The following is a 21460-nucleotide window of genomic DNA, read 5'->3' as shown; positions in this document are numbered from 1 at the left end:
CATTCCGGGCACAAAACCACAGCCATTTCTGCCCGTTTATGACCGGATGCTTGCATTGATGCCCACATGTGGGTTTTACTGGTCACTAGATGTGATCGGCATCACCCCAAGAATCGGAGGCACCGAGTTGTCCACCACCGAGACAAAACCCCGGACCGGGGCACGGGTCCATGTTCAGAAGCTGGGCACGTCGCTGTCGAACATGGTCATGCCCAATATCGGCGCCTTCATCGCCTGGGGCCTGATCACCGCGCTGTTCATCAAGGCCGGATGGCTGACCGGGATCTTCCCGGGACTGCGTGACCCGGGCGGTTGGGTGGCCAAGATCGGCGGCTGGGGTGACTTCGCTGACGGCGGCATCGTCGCGCCGATGATCACCTACCTGCTGCCGATCCTGATCGGAGCCACCGGCGGCCGGATGGTGTACGGAATCCGCGGCGGCGTGGTCGGCGCGATCGCGACCATGGGCGTGATCGCCGGCACGGACATCCCGATGTTCCTCGGCGCGATGCTGATGGGACCGCTCGGCGGTTGGGTGATGAAGAAGGTCGACGCCATCTGGGACGGCAAGGTCCGCCCCGGCTTCGAGATGCTCATCGACAACTTCTCGGCCGGCATCGTCGGGCTGATCCTGGCCACCTTCGGGTTCTTCGGTATCGGTCCGATCGTGTCGGGCTTCAGCCACGGCGCGGGCCGGGTGGTCGATTTCCTGGTCGCCCACGACCTGTTGCCGCTGACGTCGATCTTCATCGAGCCGGCCAAGGTGCTGTTCCTCAACAACGCGATCAACCACGGGGTGCTCACGCCGTTGGGTACCACCCAGGCGCTACAAACCGGCAAGTCCGTGTTGTTCCTCCTGGAGGCCAACCCCGGACCGGGGCTGGGAATCCTGCTGGCGTTCATGGCATTCGGTCGAGGTGCCGCCAAAGCGTCAGCACCGGGCGCGGCGATCATCCAGTTCTTCGGCGGCATCCACGAGATCTACTTCCCGTACGTCCTGATGAAGCCGAAGCTGATCGCGGCCACCATCCTGGGCGGCATGACCGGCATCTTCATCAATGTTCTCTTCGGATCCGGCCTGCGCGCACCGGCGGCGCCCGGTTCGATCATCGCCGTCTACGCCCAGACCGCCTCGGGCAGCTTCCTCGGCGTCACCCTCTCGGTATTGGGCGCCGCCGCAGTGTCATTCGCCGTCGCCGCGCTGCTGCTGAAGACCGACCGTTCCGACGACGACGGAGACCTGGCCGCCGCGACCGCGGGCATGGAGACCCTCAAAGGCAAGAAGTCCAGTGTGTCCTCGGCGCTGGTGGGGTCCGACGGGGCCGCACTTGCCGGCTCCGCCGACGGGGCCGCACTTGTCGGCTCCGCCGACGGGCGCCCGATCACCAGCATCGTGTTCGCGTGCGATGCCGGCATGGGATCGTCCGCGATGGGAGCCTCGGTGCTGCGCAAGAAGATTCAGGGCGCCGGGTTCACCGACGTGAAGGTGACCAATCAGGCCATCTCGAATCTCACGGACGACTACGGGCTGGTGGTGACCCATCAGGACCTCACCGATCGAGCCCGCCAGAAGACACCGTCGGCCACCCATGTCTCGGTCGACAACTTCATGAACGCCCCGCAGTACGACGAGATCGTGGACTTGCTCGGGTCGGCCAACGGCGCAGGCGCCGGCGCTCCGGCCGTGGCGGAATCCGCCGCCGAGGCGCCGGGCGACGACGTGCTGGCCGTCGAGTCGATCGTGCTGGCCGGCACCGCCACCACGCGGGACGGCGCGATCAGCGAGGCAGGCCGGTTGCTGGTGGCCTGCGGCGCGGTTGAACCGTCCTATGTGCACGCGATGCACGAGCGGGAGGGCTCGGTGTCGACCTACATGGGCAACGGCCTGGCGATCCCGCACGGCACCAACGAGGCCAAGGACGCCATCCGGCGCACCGGGATCTCGTTCGTGCGCTACGCCCAACCGATCGACTGGAACGGCAAGCCTGCCGAGTTCGTCGTCGGCATCGCCGGTGCCGGCAAGGACCATATGGCGCTGTTGACCAAGATCGCCGGGGTGTTCCTCAACAACGACGAGGTGGCCCGGCTCAGGGAGGCCACGACTGCCGCCGAGGTCCGGGCAGTCCTCGGTGGCGCAGGCGGGTGAGAATACCCAGGTGGATTCGGACACCCGCCAAGCCCGCATAGTCGAGTTCGCCCGCACCAGGGGGCGAGTCGAGGTGGCGGCACTGGCCGAAGAACTCGACGTCGCGGCCGAGACCATTCGCCGCGACCTGAAGGTGCTCGCCGGTCGCCGGATCCTCAAGCGCGTGCATGGCGGCGCCATACCGCTGGAGACCGCGGCATTCGAATCGACCGTCGAATACCGCAGCCAGGTGGACCTCGCCGAGAAGCACCGGATCGCCGGGGCGGCCACCGAGCTGTTGCACGGAGCCGAAACGGTGTACCTGGACGAAGGTTTCACTCCCCGGCTGATTGCCGAACGGCTGGCCGATCAGGAGCTGACGGTGGTGACCTCGTCACTGCTGGCCGCGGAGGCGCTGGCACACAGTGAGTCGGTGACGGTCCTGCTGCTCGGCGGCCGGATGCGCGGCCGCACGCTGGCGACGGTGGACCATTGGGCCACCGACATGCTCGGCAGCCTGGTGATCGACGTCGCTTACCTTGGCACGAACGGCATTTCGCCCGAGCATGGCCTCACCACGCCCGACCCGGCCGTCGCCGCGGTGAAGCACATGGCAGTCAAGGTCGCCCGGCGCCGGGTTCTGGTGGCCGCGCACACGAAGTTCGGTGTCAGCAGCTTCTGCCGGTTCGCCGAGGTGGCCGATTTCGACGCGATCGTGACCGGCACGGAGCTGCCCGCCGCCGACGCCCGCCGGTATGAGGCGATGGGGCCCACGGTCCTGCGGACCTGACTCGACCGCGAGGTTATGCCTCACCGCCGAGTTCATTCTGGCTCCGCTCGGCATCGGCCTGGTCCGGTGTCATCTCAGACTGGTCCAGCCACCGCTGCACATCGCCGCCAAGACGGTCGGCGGCGAGGTTTGCAAAGTCCAGAGCGAGCACCGCCATGGCCGCCAGCACCTGCATTGCCCGCCCACTGCGGTGAATCTCGGTCATCAGTTCGCCCAGTGAGTGATTGTCGTCATCGCACAATGCGGACAGGTACCGCCGGGCGTCGGCGAACTCCCGGTCGACGTGCCCGACCCGGCTGCGGAAATCGTCTACCGAAGGCAGCCCGTCGGGCGGTTCGATGCTCATGCGCGTGCCTTCCGGTGGTAGGTCGGCCGGCGATCTCCCGGTCGCCACGCCGCGCTGCTACTGGCGAAACCCTAACCGCTGAACTGCGCCGGACAGGGCCGTTCAACCAGGAAGGCCCCACCGTGGCCGCGGCTGACTCGACGGCGGAGCCTTGGTTACGGTACCGTAGGTTACTAGTGGGTAACTTAGGAGGTGCCATGACTGAGCTCAAGTACGTGCGGCTGCACGGCGAACTCGTCGCGTATCGGGACAGCGGGGATGGCCCCACCCTGGTGATGCTGCACGGGATCGGCAGCAGTTCACGCACGTGGCGCGCGGTCACACCCCGGCTGTCCGAACATTTCCGGGTGGTGGCACCGGACCTGCTCGGTCACGGCGAGTCCGCGAAGCCCCGGACCGACTACTCGCTGGGCGCTTTCGCGGTGTGGTTGCGAAACTTCCTCGACGAGTTGGAGATTCCTCGGGCGACGATAGTGGGGCACTCCCTCGGCGGGGGCATCGGCATGCAGTTCGTGCACCAGCATCCCGAGTACTGTGAACGGTTGGCGCTGATCGCCAGTGGTGGACTCGGGGCCGAAGTGGGCCTGAGCCTGCGGCTGCTCGCGTCGCCGGCCGCCGAACTCATCGCACCATTGATCGCACCGAAATCGGTTGTCGCTGTTGGCAATCGGATACTAAGGCGATTGGACTCGGTTCGACCACCACAGATGGCGACGACCGAGACATGGGAAGCCTATGCCTCGCTGTCGGACCGTCCCACCCGCCAGGCATTTCTGCGTACCCTGCGCTCGGTGGTCGACTACCGCGGACAGGCTGTCAGTGCTCGGTCACGGTTGGACGTCACCCACGGGCTGCCGGTTTCCCTGCTGTGGGGCGAGCAGGACCCGATCATTCCCGTCGCGCACGCGCGGGCCGCGCACGACGCGCTGCCCGGGAGCCGGCTGCTGATCCTCCCCGGCGTCGGGCACACCCCGCAGTTGGAAGCGCCCGCAGCCGTTGCTGATTCGCTCGAGGCGTTCGTCAACTCGACGGCACCGTGGACTCCGATGGCGACAACGTGACGCCCTAGTCGCACGGCCCGCGCCGGGCCAGCCGGTGATACAGCGCGGCGGCCTCGGTTCTGTTGGCGGCGCCCAATTTCCGCAGAATGCGCTTGACATGCACCTTCACCGTGTTCTCCGTCAGGAACAGGGTGGTGGCTATCTGCGCGTTCGTCTTGCCCAGGGCGATGCTGCGCAACACATCCCACTCGCGCGGCGACAGCCGTTCGGTGGCACGCTCGGCGCGCGGCAACGGCGACACCGCGGCCAACCGTGGTGGGGGCTGCTGGGCCGATGGGCCGACCGGACCATCGTCGCCGGCCCGATCCCCCAAGGATGCCGATGCCTGGTTGATCACTTTCAACCTGTCGGCGAGTTGCGCTCGCTCGATGGCGAGACCCAGACCGCCGGCGTACAGGCCGAGCAGGTCGCGGTCGATCTCCTGGACACTGCGGGCCGGGTAGCGGTCGGCATGGAGCATGGCCACCGGAGCGCCCCACGCGTGGACCGGCGCGGCCACGTAATCGGTGGTCCGGGTGAACTTCACGATCTTGCGGAACACCCGGGGATGGGATTGCGCATCGCACACCAGGATTGGGGCGCCGCTGAGCAGCATCTCGGATTCCAGCAGTTGACCGGCCAATCGCTGAGAGTGTGCGGTTCCGAATGCCAGGAGCTGCTCGGCGAAATCGGCATCATCAGCGGTGTAGGCGTTGTGCGTCACCCAGATTCCGTGGTCGATCCTGGAGAACAGGACGCGGGTGAAGCCGATTCGCGCGGCCGCCTCGGCCGCCAACCCGAGTAGTTCGTTCATCGACGACGCCAGAACCAGTTGACTGACGGCATCCTGCACGCCGGCGACGAGACCGCCGGAGTCGGGCTCCTGCACGGCACTTCGCGTCCGGGCGGTGCCGCCCACCACCGCAGGCAGACGGCCCAGCGAAGTCCCGCCAGATGTCTTCACCGCGGTGTCGAGACGACCGATCACCTCCGCGAGCGTACGCGGGAAGATAATTTATGTCTATAGCTGATAACATTTGTTGCCGCACTTATGTGGTCGAATCAGCCACGCAATAGGGCTATTTCTCGGATCAATGTACTTGTTTGTTACGTTCCACAACCGGCGCCGAGTCGATCTGGGAGGATGTTCCAATCCGGCCGGAAGGAAGGAACACTCCAGCGATGCAGCCAACCGTCCCGGCCGTCAGGCGCAGGCCGAAGGACCGCAAGAAGCAGATCCTCGATCAGGCCGCCCGACTGTTCATCGACCGCGGGTTCCACTCGGTGAAACTGGAGGAGATCGCGGAGGCCGCCGGCGTGACGGCTCGCGCTCTGTACCGCCATTACGACAACAAACAGGCGTTGCTCACCGCGGTGATCCTCAACGCGCAGGACGAATACCAGAGTTTTCGCAATCCCGAGGGGCGTACGCCCGAGGCGACCGCCCGCCCGCTCCATGACGAGTTGCCCGACCTGATCGCGGCGGCCGTCGAGACCCGAGCGCTGACCGTGCTGTGGCAACGCGAGGCCCGGTATCTCACCGACGACGACCGCGCCGAAGTTCGGCAACGGATCAACGCCATCGTGGCGGGCATGCAGGCCGGTGTGCGCCTGGAGGTGCCCGACCTGAGCCCTCCGCATGCCGAACTGCGCGCGTGGGCGGTATCCAGCACCCTGACAAGCCTTGGGCGACATAGCCTCAGCCTGCCCGGCACTGAGCTGAGGGTGCTGTTGTACCGGGCGTGCATGGCAGCTGCGCGTGCCGCACCGGTCGGTGCGCTCACACCGATCGAGGGACCGGCGAGCCGGGAGTTGGCCGCGTTCTCGCGGTACGAGACGCTGCTGGCCGCAGGTGCGCAGTTGTTCCGTGCCCGTGGATATCCCGCGGTGAGCACCGCCGACATCGGTAAGACCGTCGGAATCGCCGGGCCCGGCCTGTACCGTTCCTTCTCCTCCAAGCAAGCCATCCTCGACACCCTGGTGCGCCGGCTGGACGAATGGTCCGCCCTGGAGTGCATCCGGGTGCTTCGCACCAATAGTCCTGCAGCGCAACGGCTTGACCAGCTCGTGGCCGGTCGGGTACGGATCAGCCTGGACGACCCCGACCTGGTGTCGGTGTCGATCACCGAACTGTCCTCGGCCTCCGAGGAGGTTCGCGACAGTGTCGTCAGGAACCAGGCTGACCGCGACGGGCTCTGGATCGACCTCATTCGCACGCTGGTCCCGCAGACCACCGTCGCGCAGGCCCGGCTACTGGTCGCGGCCGCGGTCAGCTTCATCGACGATGTCTCGCGGACCTGGCATCTCACCCGCAGGACCGACGTCGCGCAGGAGATGACGGCGATCGCGTTGGCAATCCTGACCAGCCAGGCCGACGCTTCCGAGTAGTCCGGCGAGAAGCCCGATCACCACAGTGCCGCGAGGGTTCCGCCGTCAGCGACCTGTGCCGTCCCGTTGATCATCGATGCGTCGTCGGAGAGCAGGAAGGCGACGATTCCCGCCATCTCGTCAGGTCCGGCCATCCGGCCCTGCAGGCGGCCGATCATCGTGTCGGCCCCGCCTTCGCCGAGCGCCTCGTCGAACATCGTCATCGCGGTCTGCTGCATGGGGGTGTCGACGAACGCCGGCAACAACGCATTGGATCGCACGTTGGCCGTGCGGAGTTCGGCTGCGGTGATCCTGCTGAGATGGATTATCCCCGCCTTGGACATCCCGTAGGCCGCGGTGCCCGCGGCCGCGACCTGGCCGCCGAGTGAGGACATGTTGACGATGGCACCACCCCCGCGCTCGACCATTCGGGGTGCGGCGTGCTTGGTGCACAGCCAGGCGCCGCGCAGGTTGACTCCGATCACCCGGTCGAAGTCGGCGACATCGGTGTCCAGCAGCGGGGCGAAATGCACGACACCGGCGTTCGCGACCAGCTTGTCGACACCGCCGAACGCTGCGACGCACGCCTCGACCATCCCGGCCACCTGCGGCTCGTCGCTCACGTCGACCTGGTGACCGATGGCATCGCCGCCGATCTCGGCGGCCGCGGACTTCGCGGTGTCGGCGTTGATGTCCGCACACAGGACACGGCACCCTTCGGCGGCCAGCCGTCGGGCGATGGCCAAGCCGATGCCGGCACCCGCCCCGGTCACGATCGCGGACTTGCCGGCCAGATCGGGATGCGTCATCGCTTCTCCTCTGCGAAACCGTTGGGTGCGAGCATGTGTCAGCCTGCCACCGGCCACACCGTCGCGGACGGTTCGACGTGCAGACCGTGTTCCCGGACGGCACCGAACATGAGCAGTCCCAGCTCCGGTGCGTCGTCGGACAACCGGACGGTGTACACCCCGAGGTCGCGCAGAATCCATGCGACGGTCTCGGACAGCAGATCCGGTGTAGTCGTGCCGGACAGCAGACCGCAGGCGCGGGCGGCCGGCGGGCGCAGATAGATGATCATGCCCGTGCCACGGGACCGCATCGCGGCGACCGCATCGGCGAGTTCCGCACCGCAACCGCAAGCCAGCGAACCGAACACGTCATCCGGCGGGCAGGAGCGAAGCGACCAGGGGATGGACCCTGGGCCTAGGCATTCGAGGTGGATGTGGACCGGCATCGGCGCGTCCGCGCCGGGATTGCCGGCGATCACCGCAAGGTGCTCGGATCCTTCTCGGGGGTCGCGGTAGCCGACCACCGTGAAAGCGCCCGACCCGGTCGGCAGCGTGGTCTCCGCCGAACGCACGACCTGCGGCTCGGTGCGACGCCGGTACGTCGCCAGCTCCGCCACCGAGATCACGGGCAGGCCATGCCGGGCCGCGAACGACACCAGCTCGGGACGGTCCGCCATGCCCGCCGGGTTTCGTTGCGACACAATCTCACACAACCCGCCCGCCGGCCGTCGCATACCGAGCCGGGCCAGGTCGACTGCCGCCTCGGCTGCACCCGCGGACCGGCCGAGCACGCCGTGCCGCCCGGCCTGCACCGGCACCACATGTCCGGGCCTGCGGAAGTCCGAGACAGTGGCGTCGGCGTCGGCGAGGGCGGCGATGGTGCGGGCCCGATCGATCGCCGAGATTCCGGTGCCGGTTTCGCGGAAGTCCACTGTCACCCGCTGAGCGGCGATACCCACTGACTCATCGTCTCGATGGCACACCGGCGGCAGGTTGAGTCGCTCACAGTCCGCAGCGGGCAGGGCGATCCGGATGTAACCGGAGGTGTGCCGGACCGTGAACGTGAGCAGTTGTGCCGTGGCGGCATCCGCGGCGAACACCAGATAGCCCTGGTCTTCCGAGTCGTCGATCACGATGGCGGGACGACCGGTGGCCACGGCGGCGATGGCGCGCCGCACCCGTCCGTATGCGGTCTTCATCGTCGTGACACCACTAGCTCAGTCCGCCAAGGAAATCGAGCAGCAGGCGGTTGGTCTCCTTGGGCTGCTCCTGTTGGATCCAATGCCCGACGCCGTCCACCATGTGGGTGCCGCAGTAGTTCGGCATCACCTCGTGCGCACGTTCAGCCGCCTCGGCACCCCAGGTGGTGCCGACGTCGTACTGGCCGCCGATGAAGAGTGCGGGCGGGGTCAGCGGGGTGCCCTCGTACTCGGCGAGGTCGTGCCAGTCGTTGTCGATGTTGTGATAGAAGCTCAGCGGGCCGCCGAGTCCGGATCGCTCGAATTCGCCGGTGTAGAAGTCGAGATCAGCGTCGGTGAACCACTCCGGCATGGTGTCGGGGTAGACGAATGCGTCTTTGAGCCGCGCACCGTGCGGCATGCACAGCGGGCCGGACCGGATCACGTCGATCGGATCCATCGCGGCGAGGTCCACCCCGGCCGCCTCGGCGGCCTGCGTGGCGGCGGCCATCGCATCGCCGGACACCGTATAGGTCAGACCGAGCAGCCACGTTCGCAGATCCTCTTCGACCTCGGCGATGATGCCGTCCTGCTCGGCGAAGTAGTCCTGGTACCAGACCTTTCCCGGGCCGGCCAGTTCCAGGTGGTAGTCGTTGGGCCGGTGCTCGCCGAACGGGCTGCCGGGCAACCCGATCACTCCTCGCCCGGCGAACGGCACGCTGATCCCGACCACACCGCGACACCGCTCGGGGTGCAGCCAGGCGAACGTCCAGGCGACCGGCGCACCCCAGTCATGGCCGATGACCACAGCCTGGTTCTCACCGTAGGCGTCGATCACGCCGAGAATGTCACCGACCAGTTCCTTGATCCGATACGCGGTCTGCACACGATATTTCGAGGACTGGCCGTAGCCCCGCTGGTCGATGGCCACCACCCGGTACCCCGCCTCGGCGAGCACCGGGATCTGGTGGCGCCACGAGTACCAGGACTCGGGGAAGCCGTGGACCAACACCACCAACGGCCCTTCGCCCTCCTCCACGGCGTGGATCCGGGTGCCACGGCAGTTGAGCATCCGATGGGTCTGCGACATCACGACCTCTTCTCTAATGGGACCGGGTGGCAGCCAAACCGATTGATACTTCCTCGGTTCGGATCAGGTCTTCGACGGACGGAATGGTGCGGTTCTCGTAGTTGCGCGCGATGAGGGTCTTCTGCCCGGAGAGTCTGGTCCTGGCCCATTTGCCGACCACGCGGCCGGCCACCTTCGGTGTCATCAGTGCCGCAGCGGGTTTGACCAGATGCACGACGGCCAGGAACTCGTTGTAGGTCTCCGGGTCGTCGTGCACCAACTCCATCACCCGGTCCATGTACCAGGTCAGGGCGCCGAAGTAGAACGGTCGCTTCTTGTCGGCGTCCTTGAGCCAGTCGAACCGCAGGTTCTGTTCCCGGATCACGAACCAGGCGGTGTCGGCCAACTTGGCGATCGCGCGAAAGTAGCGCCGCGGCAGATCCGGGTCGGTGGGCCCGTACTTCGCCAGCAGCAGCTGCATCTCCCGGACTTCCTTGAGCGCCAGGGTCATCCCGAGCCCGGATACCGGGTCGGCACTGGTGTAGGCGTCACCGACGACCACCAGTGCCCGGGGCAGGTTGCGCTTCTTCTCGTAGTGCAGCCGCAGCATGTTGGGGTAGCGGAAGTTGTAGATCGGCGAGGCCGGCTCGAGGCCGTCGATGTTCTCCCCGATCACCGCCGAGGGCATCCGGTTGGCGAACTCCCGGAACTCCTGTGCCGTACGGGGCGGCGAGTAGCAGTTGTAGGCCACCAGCGAGGTGGACAGGATGGTGCGTGAGCTGTCGGTGTAGTACTGCGCGGCGTAGGTGTCCTCGTAGGGACGGTACGCGTAACAGATGACCATCACCTTGTCGTCCCACTGCCGCTCCGGCGGCACGTGGTGGAACATGGTGGAGTAGAAGCAGTTGATGATGTCCTGCTCGACCTCCGGCGCCCCGATGCCGATGCGGTCCAGGAACTCCGGAAAGCGGGTGTTCTTCCCCGATGCGTCGACCACGAATTCGGCTGGAATGACTCCGAGTTCGTCACCGTCACCGGCGACTGCGACGCCGATCACGGTGTCATCGGCACGGTCGTAGACCAGGTCGGCCACTTCGGATTCATAGCGGAAGCTGATCCGCGGTTCGTCATCGAGGCGGCGCCGAACACACCACTCCAGCAGAGGTCGCGCGGCACAGACGATCTGGATCGGCCCGGTGCCCGGTTTCTTCCAGGTTCCGCCGAGCCGGATGCGGTACTGGGCGGCCATGTCGACGTCGAACGCGCCCTCGCGGACCATGTCGTCGATGATTCCGGGGAAGAACCGCTCCAGTTCGATGCGGCCCGCGGTGAGCAGATGGTGCAGGTGCCAGCCCTGCGCCGCACCGGGCCTGCCGTCGCGGCGGGTGTGCGGAGCATCTTTTTCCAGAACGATGACCTTGTCGAAGGTCTCACTGAGCACTTTGGCCGCCGCGATTCCCGCGATGCTCCCGCCGACCACCACCGCGGTACCCCGCCCGCGGCGTCGCACATCGGCCAGATCGACCGTGGCGTAATCCAGCCGGGGTGCTGATCGCCGGCGTGCGGCACCGCTGGCCACGAACTTCTCGTAGTACAGCCCGGTGCCGTGGATACCGTTGTCGTCAAGCCATTTACGGGTGTCGGTGATCATCCCGGCCGGACCGCACAGATAGACGTCGGCGTTACCGCCGTCGAACATTCTCGCCTCGAGCAGATCGGTGACCCGGCCCACCGGTCCATCCCACCGGGTACTGGGACGCGAGACGACGGTGTGGACCGCCAGCCCGGGCAACCGACGCTTCAGTGCCTCGAGCTCGTCGAGCTTGCAGAGATCGTCGACGTCGCTGACGCCGTACAGCAGATGGACGGTCCCGCGGTGATCGTCCTTCAGACTCTGCGCCATCGCGAGGATCGCCGACAGTCCGGTGCCACCGGCCACCAGGACCACCGTGCGCGCAGTCGGTCGCAGGTAGAAGCCGCCCTTGCTGCACCGCATGGCAATTCGATCACCGGGCTTGGCCTTGTCGCGCAGATAATCCGACATCACGCCCTGAGGTAGCAGCCGGACGATGAACTCCACCTCGGTGCGTCCGTCGGCGGGATGCGCATAGGAGTAGTTGCGCCACACCGTGCTCCCGGGCACCTGCAGCTGGGCGAACTGCCCGGGCAGATAAACCAGCGGTCCGAGTCCGGAGACGTCGACGCGCAGCAGCGCCGTCGTCGGCGACACGTGCTCCACGGCCGTCACCACACCGGTACCGGTGACCAGCCGCGCGGCGTTGTCATCGGCGGGATACTGCACGCTGATCACGCAGTCGGATTTCGCGAACGTCTGACAGGTCAAGACCTTGCGGGCGTCGCGTTCGACTTCGGAAAGCCCTTCGGTGCGCCCCATCTCGTAATCGCCTGCGACACAGGTGGCCACGCAGGTCCCGCAGATCCCGCTTTGGCATTCGTTGACGATCGCGATGCCGTGCTCCTCGGCCGCCTCCAGGATCGACTGGTCCTGTTGCACCGCCATCGTCTTGCACGTTCCGTCCGAATATCGCACGGTGATCTCGGGCATCTGCATGTCTTTCGGCCTTCTCCTCAGACGATCGCCGGCACGGGCTTCTTGGCGATCCGGGCATTGAGGCGCGGCATGACCTCCTCGGCCAGCAGCCGCATGGACTCCTTCCACGGCCCCGGATTGTCGAGGTAGTCGAAGCCGAGGATCAGCAGGTGACCGAACCCACCGACCTGGTCGTAGGTGGCCTCCAGCTTGTCCACCACGGTCTCGACTGAACCGACCACAAAGGTGTTCTCCGCCAGGTACTCCGGTGTCACATCCTCGTCGGGCACCGAGGGGTTGTGCTTGTAGAACTTGGTCATCCCGAACATCCGGAACGTCGGTAGAACGTACTCACGCATGTTGCGGCCCATCATGCCGTCGACCGCGTAGCGGAACGCCTGTTCGTCGGTTTCGGCGACGACCACCTCACGGACCAGGCGCCAGTCCTTGCGATCCGGCGTGCGGCCGGACCGGGCGGCACCCTCGAGCACCGCGTCCCAGTGCGAGGCAACATATTCGGTGTTGAGGTCCAGGCTCATCGGAAGGTAGCCGCGCTCGCCGGCCATCTTCAGCGTCTCGGAGCCCGCACTGAATCCGGTTACCCCGATCGGCGGGTGAGGAGCCTGAAAGGGCTTGATATGCCGCCTCATCAGCCCTTCGAACATCGGCGCTATTCCGTTGGCGTTCCAGTACTTCCCGCGGAACTCCCACGGCTGGTCCTCGGTCCAGACCTTCAGCATGATCTCGAGCGCCTCACGGGTCATCTCCCGGTGCTCGCCGTTCTTACCGTCGACGTCGAACAATGCCCAGTCGCCGGGGATGCCGCTGGCGCCGACGCCCAGCATGAAGCGGCCCTGAGCGAGATGGTCGAAGTAGGCCACCCGATGGGCCAGTTCGACGGGATGGTGGTACGGCAGCAGATGGGCGCCGGGAGCGAGCTTGATGTTCTTGGTGCGCAGCAGCGCCTGAGCCAACAGCAGGTCCGGTGCGCAGATCGGTTCCCACGGCACGGTGAAGTGCTCGCCGACCCACGCCTCCACGTAGCCGAGCTCATCGGCCAGCGTGATCAGGTCGAGGTCCCACTGGGTCGCGTCGTACAGGCTGCGCTCCGGTGGATGCGCCGGCATCAGGAAAAGTCCGATCTCCATCTTGAACCCTCTCGGTTAGTGGTCGAGCACGCGCGTGCGATCCGTCTGCTGCGACTTACAACACAGTACTAGCAAGATACTTGACTCGGCGCAAGATCCATTTTTCTTGCTTGTTTACCTAGTCGCAAGTTTCGATGTGAGCGTATCGGCTATGGACATTTTTGGGATATGCCGCGTAGCGTGCTGCATCAGCGGCGGCCGTCCGCGGCAACGGAAGGGAGCATTCGTGCAGCATTTCGACTACATCGGCTATGAACTGATCCAGGACGGCCGGATCGCGGTGATCACGCTCGATCGCCCGAAACAGCGCAACGCGCAGAACCGCGGCATGCTCGTCGAACTCGGCACGGCGTTCGAGCTGGCCGAAGAGGACGACTCCGTGCGCGTGGTGATCCTTCGCGGAGCCGGGTCCTGCTTCTCCGCGGGCCACGACCTCGGTTCCGCCGATGACGTCCGGGAACGCTCACCCGGTTCCGGGCAACACCCCACCTACCTGTGCAATGGCGGCACGCTGACCGGGGCGGATGCCCGGCACCGGCAGGAATGGCATTACTTCTACCAAAACACCAAACGCTGGCGGAACCTGCGGAAGATCACGATCGCCGAAGTCCACGGAATGGTGTTGTCCGCCGGGCTGATGCTCGCCTGGTGCTGCGATCTGATCGTCGCCGCGCAGGACACGATCTTCGCCGACGTCGTCGGGACCCGGCTCGGGATGTGTGGCGTGGAGTACTTCGGCCATCCCTGGGAGTTCGGGCCGCGCAAGGCCAAGGAACTGCTGCTCACCGGTGACTCACTCGACGCCGACGACGCCCACGCCCTCGGCATGGTCAGCAAGGTCTTCCCGGCCGCCGAACTGTCGGCGCGAACCATCGAGTTCGCCACCCGCATCGCGAAAGTGCCCACCATGGCCGCGCTTCTGATCAAGGAGTCGGTCAACCAAACCGTGGATGCCATGGGCTTCTCCACCGCGCTGGACGCCTGCTTCTCGCTGCACCAGCTCAATCATTCGCACTGGGCCGAGCTCACCGGCGATCCGCTGGGCATCGGCACGGTCGAATACGGCCTCGAAGATTGGCGGCTGGCCCCGGAAATCCTGCCCGCCGCGAAGAACCGGCCCTGAAAGCGGAGCACAGGTGGACATCGACTATCCCGACGAAGCGCAATCGTTCCGCGAGGAGATCCGGGCCTTCCTGGCCGAGCACCTGCCTGCCGACTGGGCCGGTCCCGGCGCTCTACCGCCCGAGGAGCGTGAGCAACTGCGGCACCAGTGGCGCAAGGTCCTCGCCGACCGCGGGCTGGTGGCGGTCTCCTGGCCCAAGGAGTATGGCGGCGGCGGACTCTCAGTGATGGAACAAGCCGTGCTGTCCGAGGAATTCGCCCGCGCGGGCGCCCCTGAGCGCGACGAGAACGACATGTTCGGTATCGATCTGCTGGGCAATACGTTGATCGCGCTGGGCACCGAGGAACAGAAGAAGCGGTTCCTGCCGCGCATCCTGTCCGGCGAGGACCGCTGGTGTCAGGGTTTCTCCGAACCGGAGGCGGGTTCGGATCTCGCGTCGGTGCGGACCAGGGCGGTGTTGGAGGGGGGCGATGACGGGGCGAGCGAAGCGACGGGAGAACGACACTGGACGATCAACGGGCAGAAGATCTGGACGTCGGCAGGACCGACCGCGAACTGGATTTTCGTGCTCACACGGACGGATCCCACCGCGCCGAAGCACAAGGGTCTGTCGATGTTGCTGGTTCCGGTCGACCAACCCGGCGTCGTGGTGCGGCCCATTGTCAACGCGGCCGGACACGCGTCGTTCTCCGAGGTGTTCTTCACCGACGCCCATGCCGCGGCCGGCGACGTGCTCGGCGGGGTCGGCGGCGGCTGGGCGACCGCGATGACGGTTCTCGGTTTCGAACGCGGGTCCCAGATAACCACGGCAGCAATCGAATTCGGGCGTGGACTCGACTGGCTACGGAGGCTGGCGGCCGAGCGTGGCCGGCACACCGATCCGCTGGTCCGCGACGAGCTGGCCTGGTGCTACTCGCGCGTGCAGATTCTGCGCTACCAGGGGTACCGCGGCCTGACCACACTCTCGAACGGTAAACGCCCGGGCGCCGAAGCCGCCATCAACAAGGTGATCTGGAGCGAGTACTTCCGCCGCTACACCGATCTGGCGGTCGACATCCTGGGCACCGATGCGCTCTGCGCGGAAGGTCCGGGAAACGCTGCCGCACTGATGATCCCGTCGCCGGGCACGGCGAACTCGGTTGCCTGCTGGCTCGACCAGTTTCTCTACGCGCGCGCCGCCACCATCTACGCGGGCAGCTCACAGATCCAGCGCACCGTGATCGGTGAACAGTTGCTCGGACTGCCGAAGGAGCCCCGCTGACATGGACTTCCAATACAGCAGCGAGCACGAGGCGCTGCGGGATTCGACCCGTGACTTCCTCGATGTGCACGGCCGTGACGAGCGTGGCTGGCACCCAGTGTGCACCGACTTGGAGTTACCTGGGTTGGCCGTGCCCGCGGAGTACGGCGGCGTTGGCGCGACACTGGTGGAATCGGCCATCGTGTTCGAGGAGTTCGGCCGCGCACTGAGCCCCCTGCCCCTGGCGTCGCACGTTTTCGCGGTCCATGCGGTGCTGCGCCTGGGCGACGACGAACAGCGTCATCGCCTGCTGCCCGGCCTGCTCAGCGGTGCCCGCAGGGCAGCGTTCGCGGCGACCGGCCCGGGCGCCGGTGACGCAGCGGCGGCGACGGTCTGGGCCACCCAAGACGACGGCCGCACCGTGCTGGACGGCGGGTGCGGCCCGGTAGTGCAGGGGCACGGCGCCGATCTGCTCGTCGTCGCCGCCCACACCGGTGACGACGCGGGGCTGTATGTGGTCGACACCGCCACTCCCGGCGTCGACATCACGCAGCTGCCCTCCTTCGACGCCTCCCGACCGGTTGCGCGGGTGACGCTGCGACAGGCCGCCGCCGAACGTCTCGGCGCGGCCCCGGACGAACTGGACCGGGTACTGGACACCGCGCGGGTACTGCTGGCCGCAGAGATGCTCGGCGGCGCCGAAGCCTGCCTGGCCCGCAGCATCGAGTATGCCTGCAGCAGAACTCAATTCGATCGACCGATCGGCACGTTCCAAGCGGTCAAGCACATGTGCGCCGAGATGGCGATAGAAATCGACGCGACCCGGGTGGCGGTGATGTTCGCGGCGATGAGCGCGGACGACCCCGCCGAACTGGCTGTCGCCGCGCCACTGGTGAAGGCCCAGGCGGCGGACACCTTCACCCTGTGCGCCAACACCGCCACCCAGGTACACGGCGGCATCGCGTTCACCTGGGAGCACGATCTGCACCGTTATCTGCGTCGGGCCAAGACCTGCGAGGCGCTGTTCGGCAGCAGCAGTCGGCACCGGGCACTTCTGGCCGACCGGGTCGGCCTATGACGTCCCCGTCGACCGGACTCACGCTCAGCGACGTCCTGGCCAGGCACGCCCGGGTGCGCCCGGACAACATCGGATTCGTGGATCCGCGCCGCCGCGGCACCTTCGGCGAGATCGACACGCGGGTGACCCGATTGGCCAACGCGCTGGCCCAGCGCGGAATCGGCCGCGGTGACCGGGTCGCCGTGCTGGGGCTGAACAGTCTCGAGGTCGTCGAGACCTGGTTCGCCATACTGCGACTGGGCGCGGTCGTGGTGCCCCTGAACTTCCGTCTGGTGGCCGACGAGATCGCCTACCAGCTGGTCGACAGCGGTGCGGTGGCCGTCGTGGTCGACGCCGCGCTGGCCCCCGTCGTCGAGCAGGCGCAGGCGGCATCGGTGCATTCGGTGCTCACCATCGGTGACGACTTCCAGTCCGCCATCGACCGCGCCCCCGGCGAGCCCGTCGACATCGCCGTCGGCGACGAGGAGCCCGCCTTCATCATGTACACCTCGGGCACCACCGGGTTCCCGAAAGGTGCTGTGCTGACACACCGCAACCTCTACCTCCACGCCTTCAGTTCGATCGCCACGCTCGGCCACCTCGCCGACGAATGCTGGCTGGGGGTGGCGCCGCTGTTCCACACCGCGGGTGTATCGGGCATGCTGCCCGCGTTCTTCACCGGGGGCACGGTCATCATTCCGCCCTCCGGCGGATTCGACCCCGAGGCGACGGTGTGCACCATCGTCAGCGAGCGCGTCACCTCCTGTTGGATGACCCCATCCCAATGGCAGGCCGTCTGCGCGATGGACCGCCTGGGGCAGTGGGACCTGTCGCACCTGCGGCGAATCTGGTGGGGCGCCGCCCCGGCGAGCACCACATTGCTGCAGAGCATGACCGAAGCGTTCCCCGATGCGGAGATCGTCGCGGCGTTCGGACAAACCGAGTGCGGCCCCATCACCTGCCTGCTGCGCGGTGACGATGCGATCCGCAAGATCGGTTCGGTCGGAACGCCGATGCTCAACGTCGAGGCCCGCATCGTCGACGACGACATGAACGACGTCAGCACCGGGGAGGTCGGTGAGATCGTCTACCAGGGTCCGCTGGTGATGAAGGAGTACTGGAACAACCCCGGCCAGACCGCGGCGGCCTTCCACGGCGGATGGTTCCACTCCGGCGACCTGGTCAGGCAGGATGAGGACGGCTACATCTACGTGGTCGACCGGAAGAAAGACATGATCATTTCGGGCGGAGAGAACATCTACAGCGCCGAGGTGGAGAACGCCCTGGCGGCGTACCCGAAGGTCGCCGAGGTGGCGGTCATCGGCGTGCCGGATCCGAAGTGGGGCGAAACCCCGCTGGCCGTGATCGTGGCCCGCGACCCCGGCGACCCGCCGAGCGACACCGAGATCGAGGCGCACTGCCGCGAACACCTGGCACCCTACAAGCGTCCGCGGCGTATCGCTGTCGTCGATGCGTTGCCCCGCAACGCCAGCGGCAAGGTGCTGAAAGGCGCTCTGCGCGAACAGTTCGGTGCGCCGCGGTCGTATGCGGCAGGACCCGACGGCACCGACCTGCTCGACGAGACGATCGGTGCCAACTTCGAGCGCACGGCCGCCGCACACGCGGGTGTCGACGCGCTGGTCGAGGTCGCGACCGGCCGGTCGTGGACCTACGCCGAACTGAATCGGGAGATCGACCTGGTGGCGCAGGCGTTGATCGCCTCGGGTATCGGCAAGGGCGACCGGGTCGGTATCTGGGCACCCAACTGCGCGGAGTGGACTGTGGTGCAGTACGCCACCGCCAAGGCCGGCGCGATCTTGGTGACCATCAACCCCGCGTACCGAACTCACGAACTGGCCTATGTGTTGCGGCACGCCGGCGTCCGAATGCTGTTGTCCGTCACCGAGTTCAAGTCATCCCACTATCGCGGTATGGTCGCCGAGGTACGCCACGAGGTGCCCGATCTGACCGAGGTGGTGTTCCTGGACTCCTCGGACTGGGAGTCGCTGAAGCAGCGCGGGGAAGCGGTGTCGGCCGACCAGTTGCGCGCCCGGATGCAGACGCTGACGCCTTCGGACCCGATCAACATCCAATACACCTCCGGGACAACGGGTTCCCCGAAGGGCGCAGTGCTCTCGCACCGCAACATCCTCAACAACGGCTACTTCGTCACCGATCTCATCAACTTCGGACCCGGCGACCGACTGTGCATCCCGGTGCCGCTCTACCACTGCTTCGGCATGGTCATGGGCAACCTCGGCTGCACCACACATGGTGCCACGATGGTGATTCCGTCAGCCGGCTTCGATCCGGCTGCGACTCTCGCCGCCGTGGAACAGGAACGCTGCACAGCCTTGTACGGGGTGCCGACGATGTTCATCGCGGTACTCGGGCATCCGGACCTGGCGCACCGCGACGTCTCGTCCCTGCGCACCGGCATCATGGCGGGCGCCCCCTGCCCGGTCGAGATCATGAAACGTTGCGTCGACGAGCTCAACATGTCGGAGGTGTCCATCGCCTACGGGATGACCGAAACCTCGCCGGTGTCCTGCCAGACCCTGCACGACGACAACCTGGAACGGCGCACGGCCACCGTGGGACGCGCGCATCCACACGTCGAGATCAAGATCGTGGACCCGGACACCGGTGCGGTCGTCGAGCGCGGTGCGACCGGCGAATTCTGCACCCGCGGTTACTCGGTCATGCTGGGCTACTGGAACGACGAGGGCAAGACCCGCGAAGCGATCGACGACGAGGGCTGGATGCACACCGGTGATCTGGCGGTGATGCGCGACGACGGCTACTGCACGATCGTCGGCCGGATCAAGGACATGGTCATCCGTGGTGGCGAGAACGTCTATCCCAGGGAGATCGAGGAATTCCTGCACACCCATCCCGACATCGACGACGTCCAGGTGATCGGTGTGCCCGACCCGCGTTTCGGCGAGGAGATCTGCGCCTGGATCAAGATGCGTCCCGGCAGCACGCCCCTGGACGCCGACGGCGTGCGGGCGTTCTCGGCCGGACAACTGGCCCACTACAAGATCCCGCGCTATGTGCGGCTGGTCGACGAGTTCCCGATGACCGTCACCGGCAAGGTGCGCAAGGTCGAAATGCGGGACGAGATGGTGCGGCTGCTCGACGCGCAGCCTTAGTGGACGCCCTCCATCAGACGGCTCACCCGGGGTGCGAACGCCCATACGATGACGCCGACTACGACCGCGACGGCGCCGAGGATGCCGAAGTAGGCGAACTCGCGGTCCGGGTGGTAGTACCCCGATAGCACCCCCGACATCGACGTACCCAGGCCGACCGAGAAGAAATACAGCGCCATCATCTGCGCCCGAAATGCGTTGGGCGCCAACTGTGTCGTCACTGACAGGCCGATCGGCGACAGCATCAGCTCGGAGATCGCGAAGACGGCCATGATCGCCGCCACGAACAGGGCGGGCACGCTGCGTCCGGTTGTTCCGGCCATCGGCAGGAACATCAGGAACGCCACGCCCATGCCGATGACGCCGTAGGCGAACTTGCGTGGGGTGGTGGGGGCGCGCCGGCCCAGCTTGGTCCACATCGCCGCGAACACCGGTGACAGCAGGATGATCCACACCGGTTCGATCGAGCCGATCCAGTTCGACGGTGCCCGCCACCCGAAGATCGACCAGTTCATCCGCTCGTCGGAGTACACCGCGAGCACGGTGAAGATCTGCTGGAACAGCGACCAGAACACCGCGTTGGCGATGAACAGCGGGATGAAAGCCCGCACCCGCATGCGCTCGAGTGGTTCGACACGCGGGCTGCGCAGCATCACCGCGAAGTAGGCGATCGAGGCGACGACCAGAATTCCGGTGGTCACCTGGGAGAGGGTGGCAAGAGTGATCAGACCGAAGACGAAGGCGAGGACAACCACCACCAGGACGGCTGCGGCAATGCTCGCGGTGCGCACGAAATGACTGCGGGACAGCGGGTTCGGTGGTGTCCGGCCGTGGCTACCGAGATTGCGCCGGAACACCACGTACTGGGTCAGGCCCAGCGCCATGCCGACGGCCGCGGCGCCGAACCCGTAGTGGAAACCCACTTTGGTCTGCAGGAGGCCGGTGATCAGCGGGCCGACAAACGAACCCAGGTTGATACCGAGATAGAACAGTGTGAATCCGCCGTCGCGACGGGGGTCGCCATCGTCATAGAGCGTGCCGAGCAGCGACGAGGCGTTGGCTTTGAGCGCGCCGGAACCCAGCGCGATCAGTATCAGACCGACGCCGACACCCGTCAGTCCGGGCAGTACCGCCAGTGCGATGTGGCCGAACATGACCACGACGCCGCCGTAGAGCACCGTGCGTTCCATGCCGAGCAACCGGTCGGCGACCCAGCCGCCCAGGACGGTGGACAGATACACCAGGCCGCCGTACGCCCCGACGACGCCGGTCGCGGTGGCCTTGGGCAGGCCGAGACCGCCCTCGGTGAGTGAGTAGTACAGGTAATACCCAAGAATCGTGAGCATCCCGTAGTAGGAGAAGCGCTCCCACAACTCGACGCCGAAGAGGTTGGCCAGACCGACGGGGTGCCCGAAGAATGTTCGTTGCGCGGGCGCGTTCTCGGTTCCGACGGCATCAGCCATGGATTTCACCATGCCATATC

16 protein-coding genes and 1 pseudogene are annotated in these 21460 nt (G+C 66.5%); 9 read left to right on the top strand and 8 right to left on the bottom strand.

What is annotated here, in order from left to right; genetic code table 11:
• Nucleotides 1–202: 202 nt before the first annotated feature.
• Nucleotides 203–2146 carry a PTS mannitol transporter subunit IICBA gene (locus tag AB4879_RS07360; RefSeq protein ID WP_370507125.1) on the top strand — a complete coding sequence of 648 codons (1944 nt, stop codon included), beginning with the start codon at nt 203–205 and terminating at the stop codon, nt 2144–2146.
• A 10-nt stretch (nt 2147–2156) separates the two neighbouring features.
• Nucleotides 2157–2915: a DeoR/GlpR family DNA-binding transcription regulator gene (locus AB4879_RS07355; protein WP_370507060.1), complete on the top strand. Its 759-nt coding sequence runs from the start codon at nt 2157–2159 to the stop codon at nt 2913–2915.
• A 13-nt stretch (nt 2916–2928) separates the two neighbouring features.
• Here the strand turns inward: AB4879_RS07355 and AB4879_RS07350 are convergent, their stop codons facing one another.
• Nucleotides 2929–3261: a hypothetical protein gene (locus AB4879_RS07350; RefSeq protein WP_102805015.1), complete on the bottom strand. Its 333-nt coding sequence runs from the start codon at nt 3259–3261 to the stop codon at nt 2929–2931.
• A 197-nt stretch (nt 3262–3458) separates the two neighbouring features.
• Here AB4879_RS07350 and AB4879_RS07345 point away from each other — a divergent pair, with 197 nt between their 5' ends.
• Nucleotides 3459–4322, top strand: a complete 864-nt coding sequence (locus tag AB4879_RS07345; RefSeq protein WP_370507059.1) for an alpha/beta fold hydrolase — start codon at nt 3459–3461, stop codon at nt 4320–4322.
• A 4-nt stretch (nt 4323–4326) separates the two neighbouring features.
• Here AB4879_RS07345 and AB4879_RS07340 read toward each other — a convergent pair whose 3' ends face one another.
• Complete coding sequence (locus tag AB4879_RS07340) at nt 4327–5289, bottom strand: LuxR C-terminal-related transcriptional regulator (protein ID WP_370507058.1); 963 nt, start codon at nt 5287–5289, stop codon at nt 4327–4329.
• A gap of 194 nt (nt 5290–5483) precedes the next feature.
• On the opposite strand from AB4879_RS07340, the gene AB4879_RS07335 reads away from it, so the two are divergent.
• Entirely contained in the window at nt 5484–6689 is a 1206-nt protein-coding gene (locus AB4879_RS07335; RefSeq protein ID WP_370507057.1) for a TetR/AcrR family transcriptional regulator, read from the top strand.
• A 17-nt stretch (nt 6690–6706) separates the two neighbouring features.
• On the opposite strand, the gene AB4879_RS07330 is transcribed toward AB4879_RS07335, so the two are convergent.
• From AB4879_RS07330 to AB4879_RS07310, 5 genes are read right to left on the bottom strand one after another with little or no spacing between them, the layout of a single operon-like run.
• Nucleotides 6707–7477, bottom strand: coding sequence for an SDR family oxidoreductase (locus AB4879_RS07330; protein ID WP_370507056.1), 771 nt, complete (start codon nt 7475–7477; stop codon nt 6707–6709).
• Between the two features lie 38 nt (nt 7478–7515).
• Nucleotides 7516–8655, bottom strand: a complete 1140-nt coding sequence (locus AB4879_RS07325; protein ID WP_370507055.1) for a 3,4-dihydroxy-2-butanone-4-phosphate synthase — start codon at nt 8653–8655, stop codon at nt 7516–7518.
• A 13-nt stretch (nt 8656–8668) separates the two neighbouring features.
• Nucleotides 8669–9724, bottom strand: a complete 1056-nt coding sequence (locus AB4879_RS07320) for an alpha/beta fold hydrolase (protein ID WP_370507054.1) — start codon at nt 9722–9724, stop codon at nt 8669–8671.
• 13 nt (nt 9725–9737) lie between these two features.
• A complete protein-coding gene (locus AB4879_RS07315; protein WP_370507053.1) occupies nt 9738–12275 on the bottom strand; it encodes an FAD-binding oxidoreductase in 2538 nt (845 codons plus the stop codon).
• 17 nt (nt 12276–12292) lie between these two features.
• Nucleotides 12293–13402 (bottom strand): LLM class flavin-dependent oxidoreductase, encoded by a 1110-nt coding sequence (locus tag AB4879_RS07310; protein ID WP_370507052.1) that lies wholly within the window; start codon nt 13400–13402, stop codon nt 12293–12295.
• A 226-nt stretch (nt 13403–13628) separates the two neighbouring features.
• Here AB4879_RS07310 and AB4879_RS07305 point away from each other — a divergent pair, with 226 nt between their 5' ends.
• The 5 genes and pseudogenes from AB4879_RS07305 (at nt 13629) to AB4879_RS07285 (ending at nt 19977) form a co-directional block, all read left to right on the top strand.
• The gene (locus AB4879_RS07305) at nt 13629–14525 is read left to right on the top strand and encodes an enoyl-CoA hydratase (RefSeq protein ID WP_370507051.1); all 897 of its coding nucleotides are present in this window, start codon (nt 13629–13631) and stop codon (nt 14523–14525) included.
• A 13-nt stretch (nt 14526–14538) separates the two neighbouring features.
• Nucleotides 14539–15786, top strand: a complete 1248-nt coding sequence (locus AB4879_RS07300) for an acyl-CoA dehydrogenase family protein (RefSeq protein ID WP_370507050.1) — start codon at nt 14539–14541, stop codon at nt 15784–15786.
• Between the two features lies 1 nt (nt 15787).
• Nucleotides 15788–16843, top strand: coding sequence for an acyl-CoA dehydrogenase family protein (locus AB4879_RS07295; RefSeq protein ID WP_370507049.1), 1056 nt, complete (start codon nt 15788–15790; stop codon nt 16841–16843).
• Nucleotides 16840–18342: pseudogene (locus tag AB4879_RS07290) on the top strand (long-chain-fatty-acid--CoA ligase); the annotation flags it as partial. The gene AB4879_RS07295 and the pseudogene AB4879_RS07290, both read left to right, overlap by 4 nt.
• Nucleotides 18337–19977, top strand: coding sequence for an AMP-binding protein (locus tag AB4879_RS07285; RefSeq protein ID WP_370507124.1), 1641 nt, complete (start codon nt 18337–18339; stop codon nt 19975–19977). The pseudogene AB4879_RS07290 and the gene AB4879_RS07285, both read left to right, overlap by 6 nt.
• Here AB4879_RS07285 and AB4879_RS07280 read toward each other — a convergent pair.
• The gene (locus AB4879_RS07280) at nt 19974–21440 is read right to left on the bottom strand and encodes a peptide MFS transporter (RefSeq protein WP_370507048.1); all 1467 of its coding nucleotides are present in this window, start codon (nt 21438–21440) and stop codon (nt 19974–19976) included. The genes AB4879_RS07285 and AB4879_RS07280 overlap by 4 nt on opposite strands.
• Nucleotides 21441–21460 lie beyond the last annotated feature (20 nt).

This window comes from Mycobacterium sp. SA01, assembly GCF_041287105.1.
Taxonomy (GTDB): Bacteria; Actinomycetota; Actinomycetes; order Mycobacteriales; family Mycobacteriaceae; genus Mycobacterium.
The sequence above is the reverse complement of the archived record's forward strand: the minus strand, read 5'-3'. Positions and strand labels throughout refer to the sequence as shown.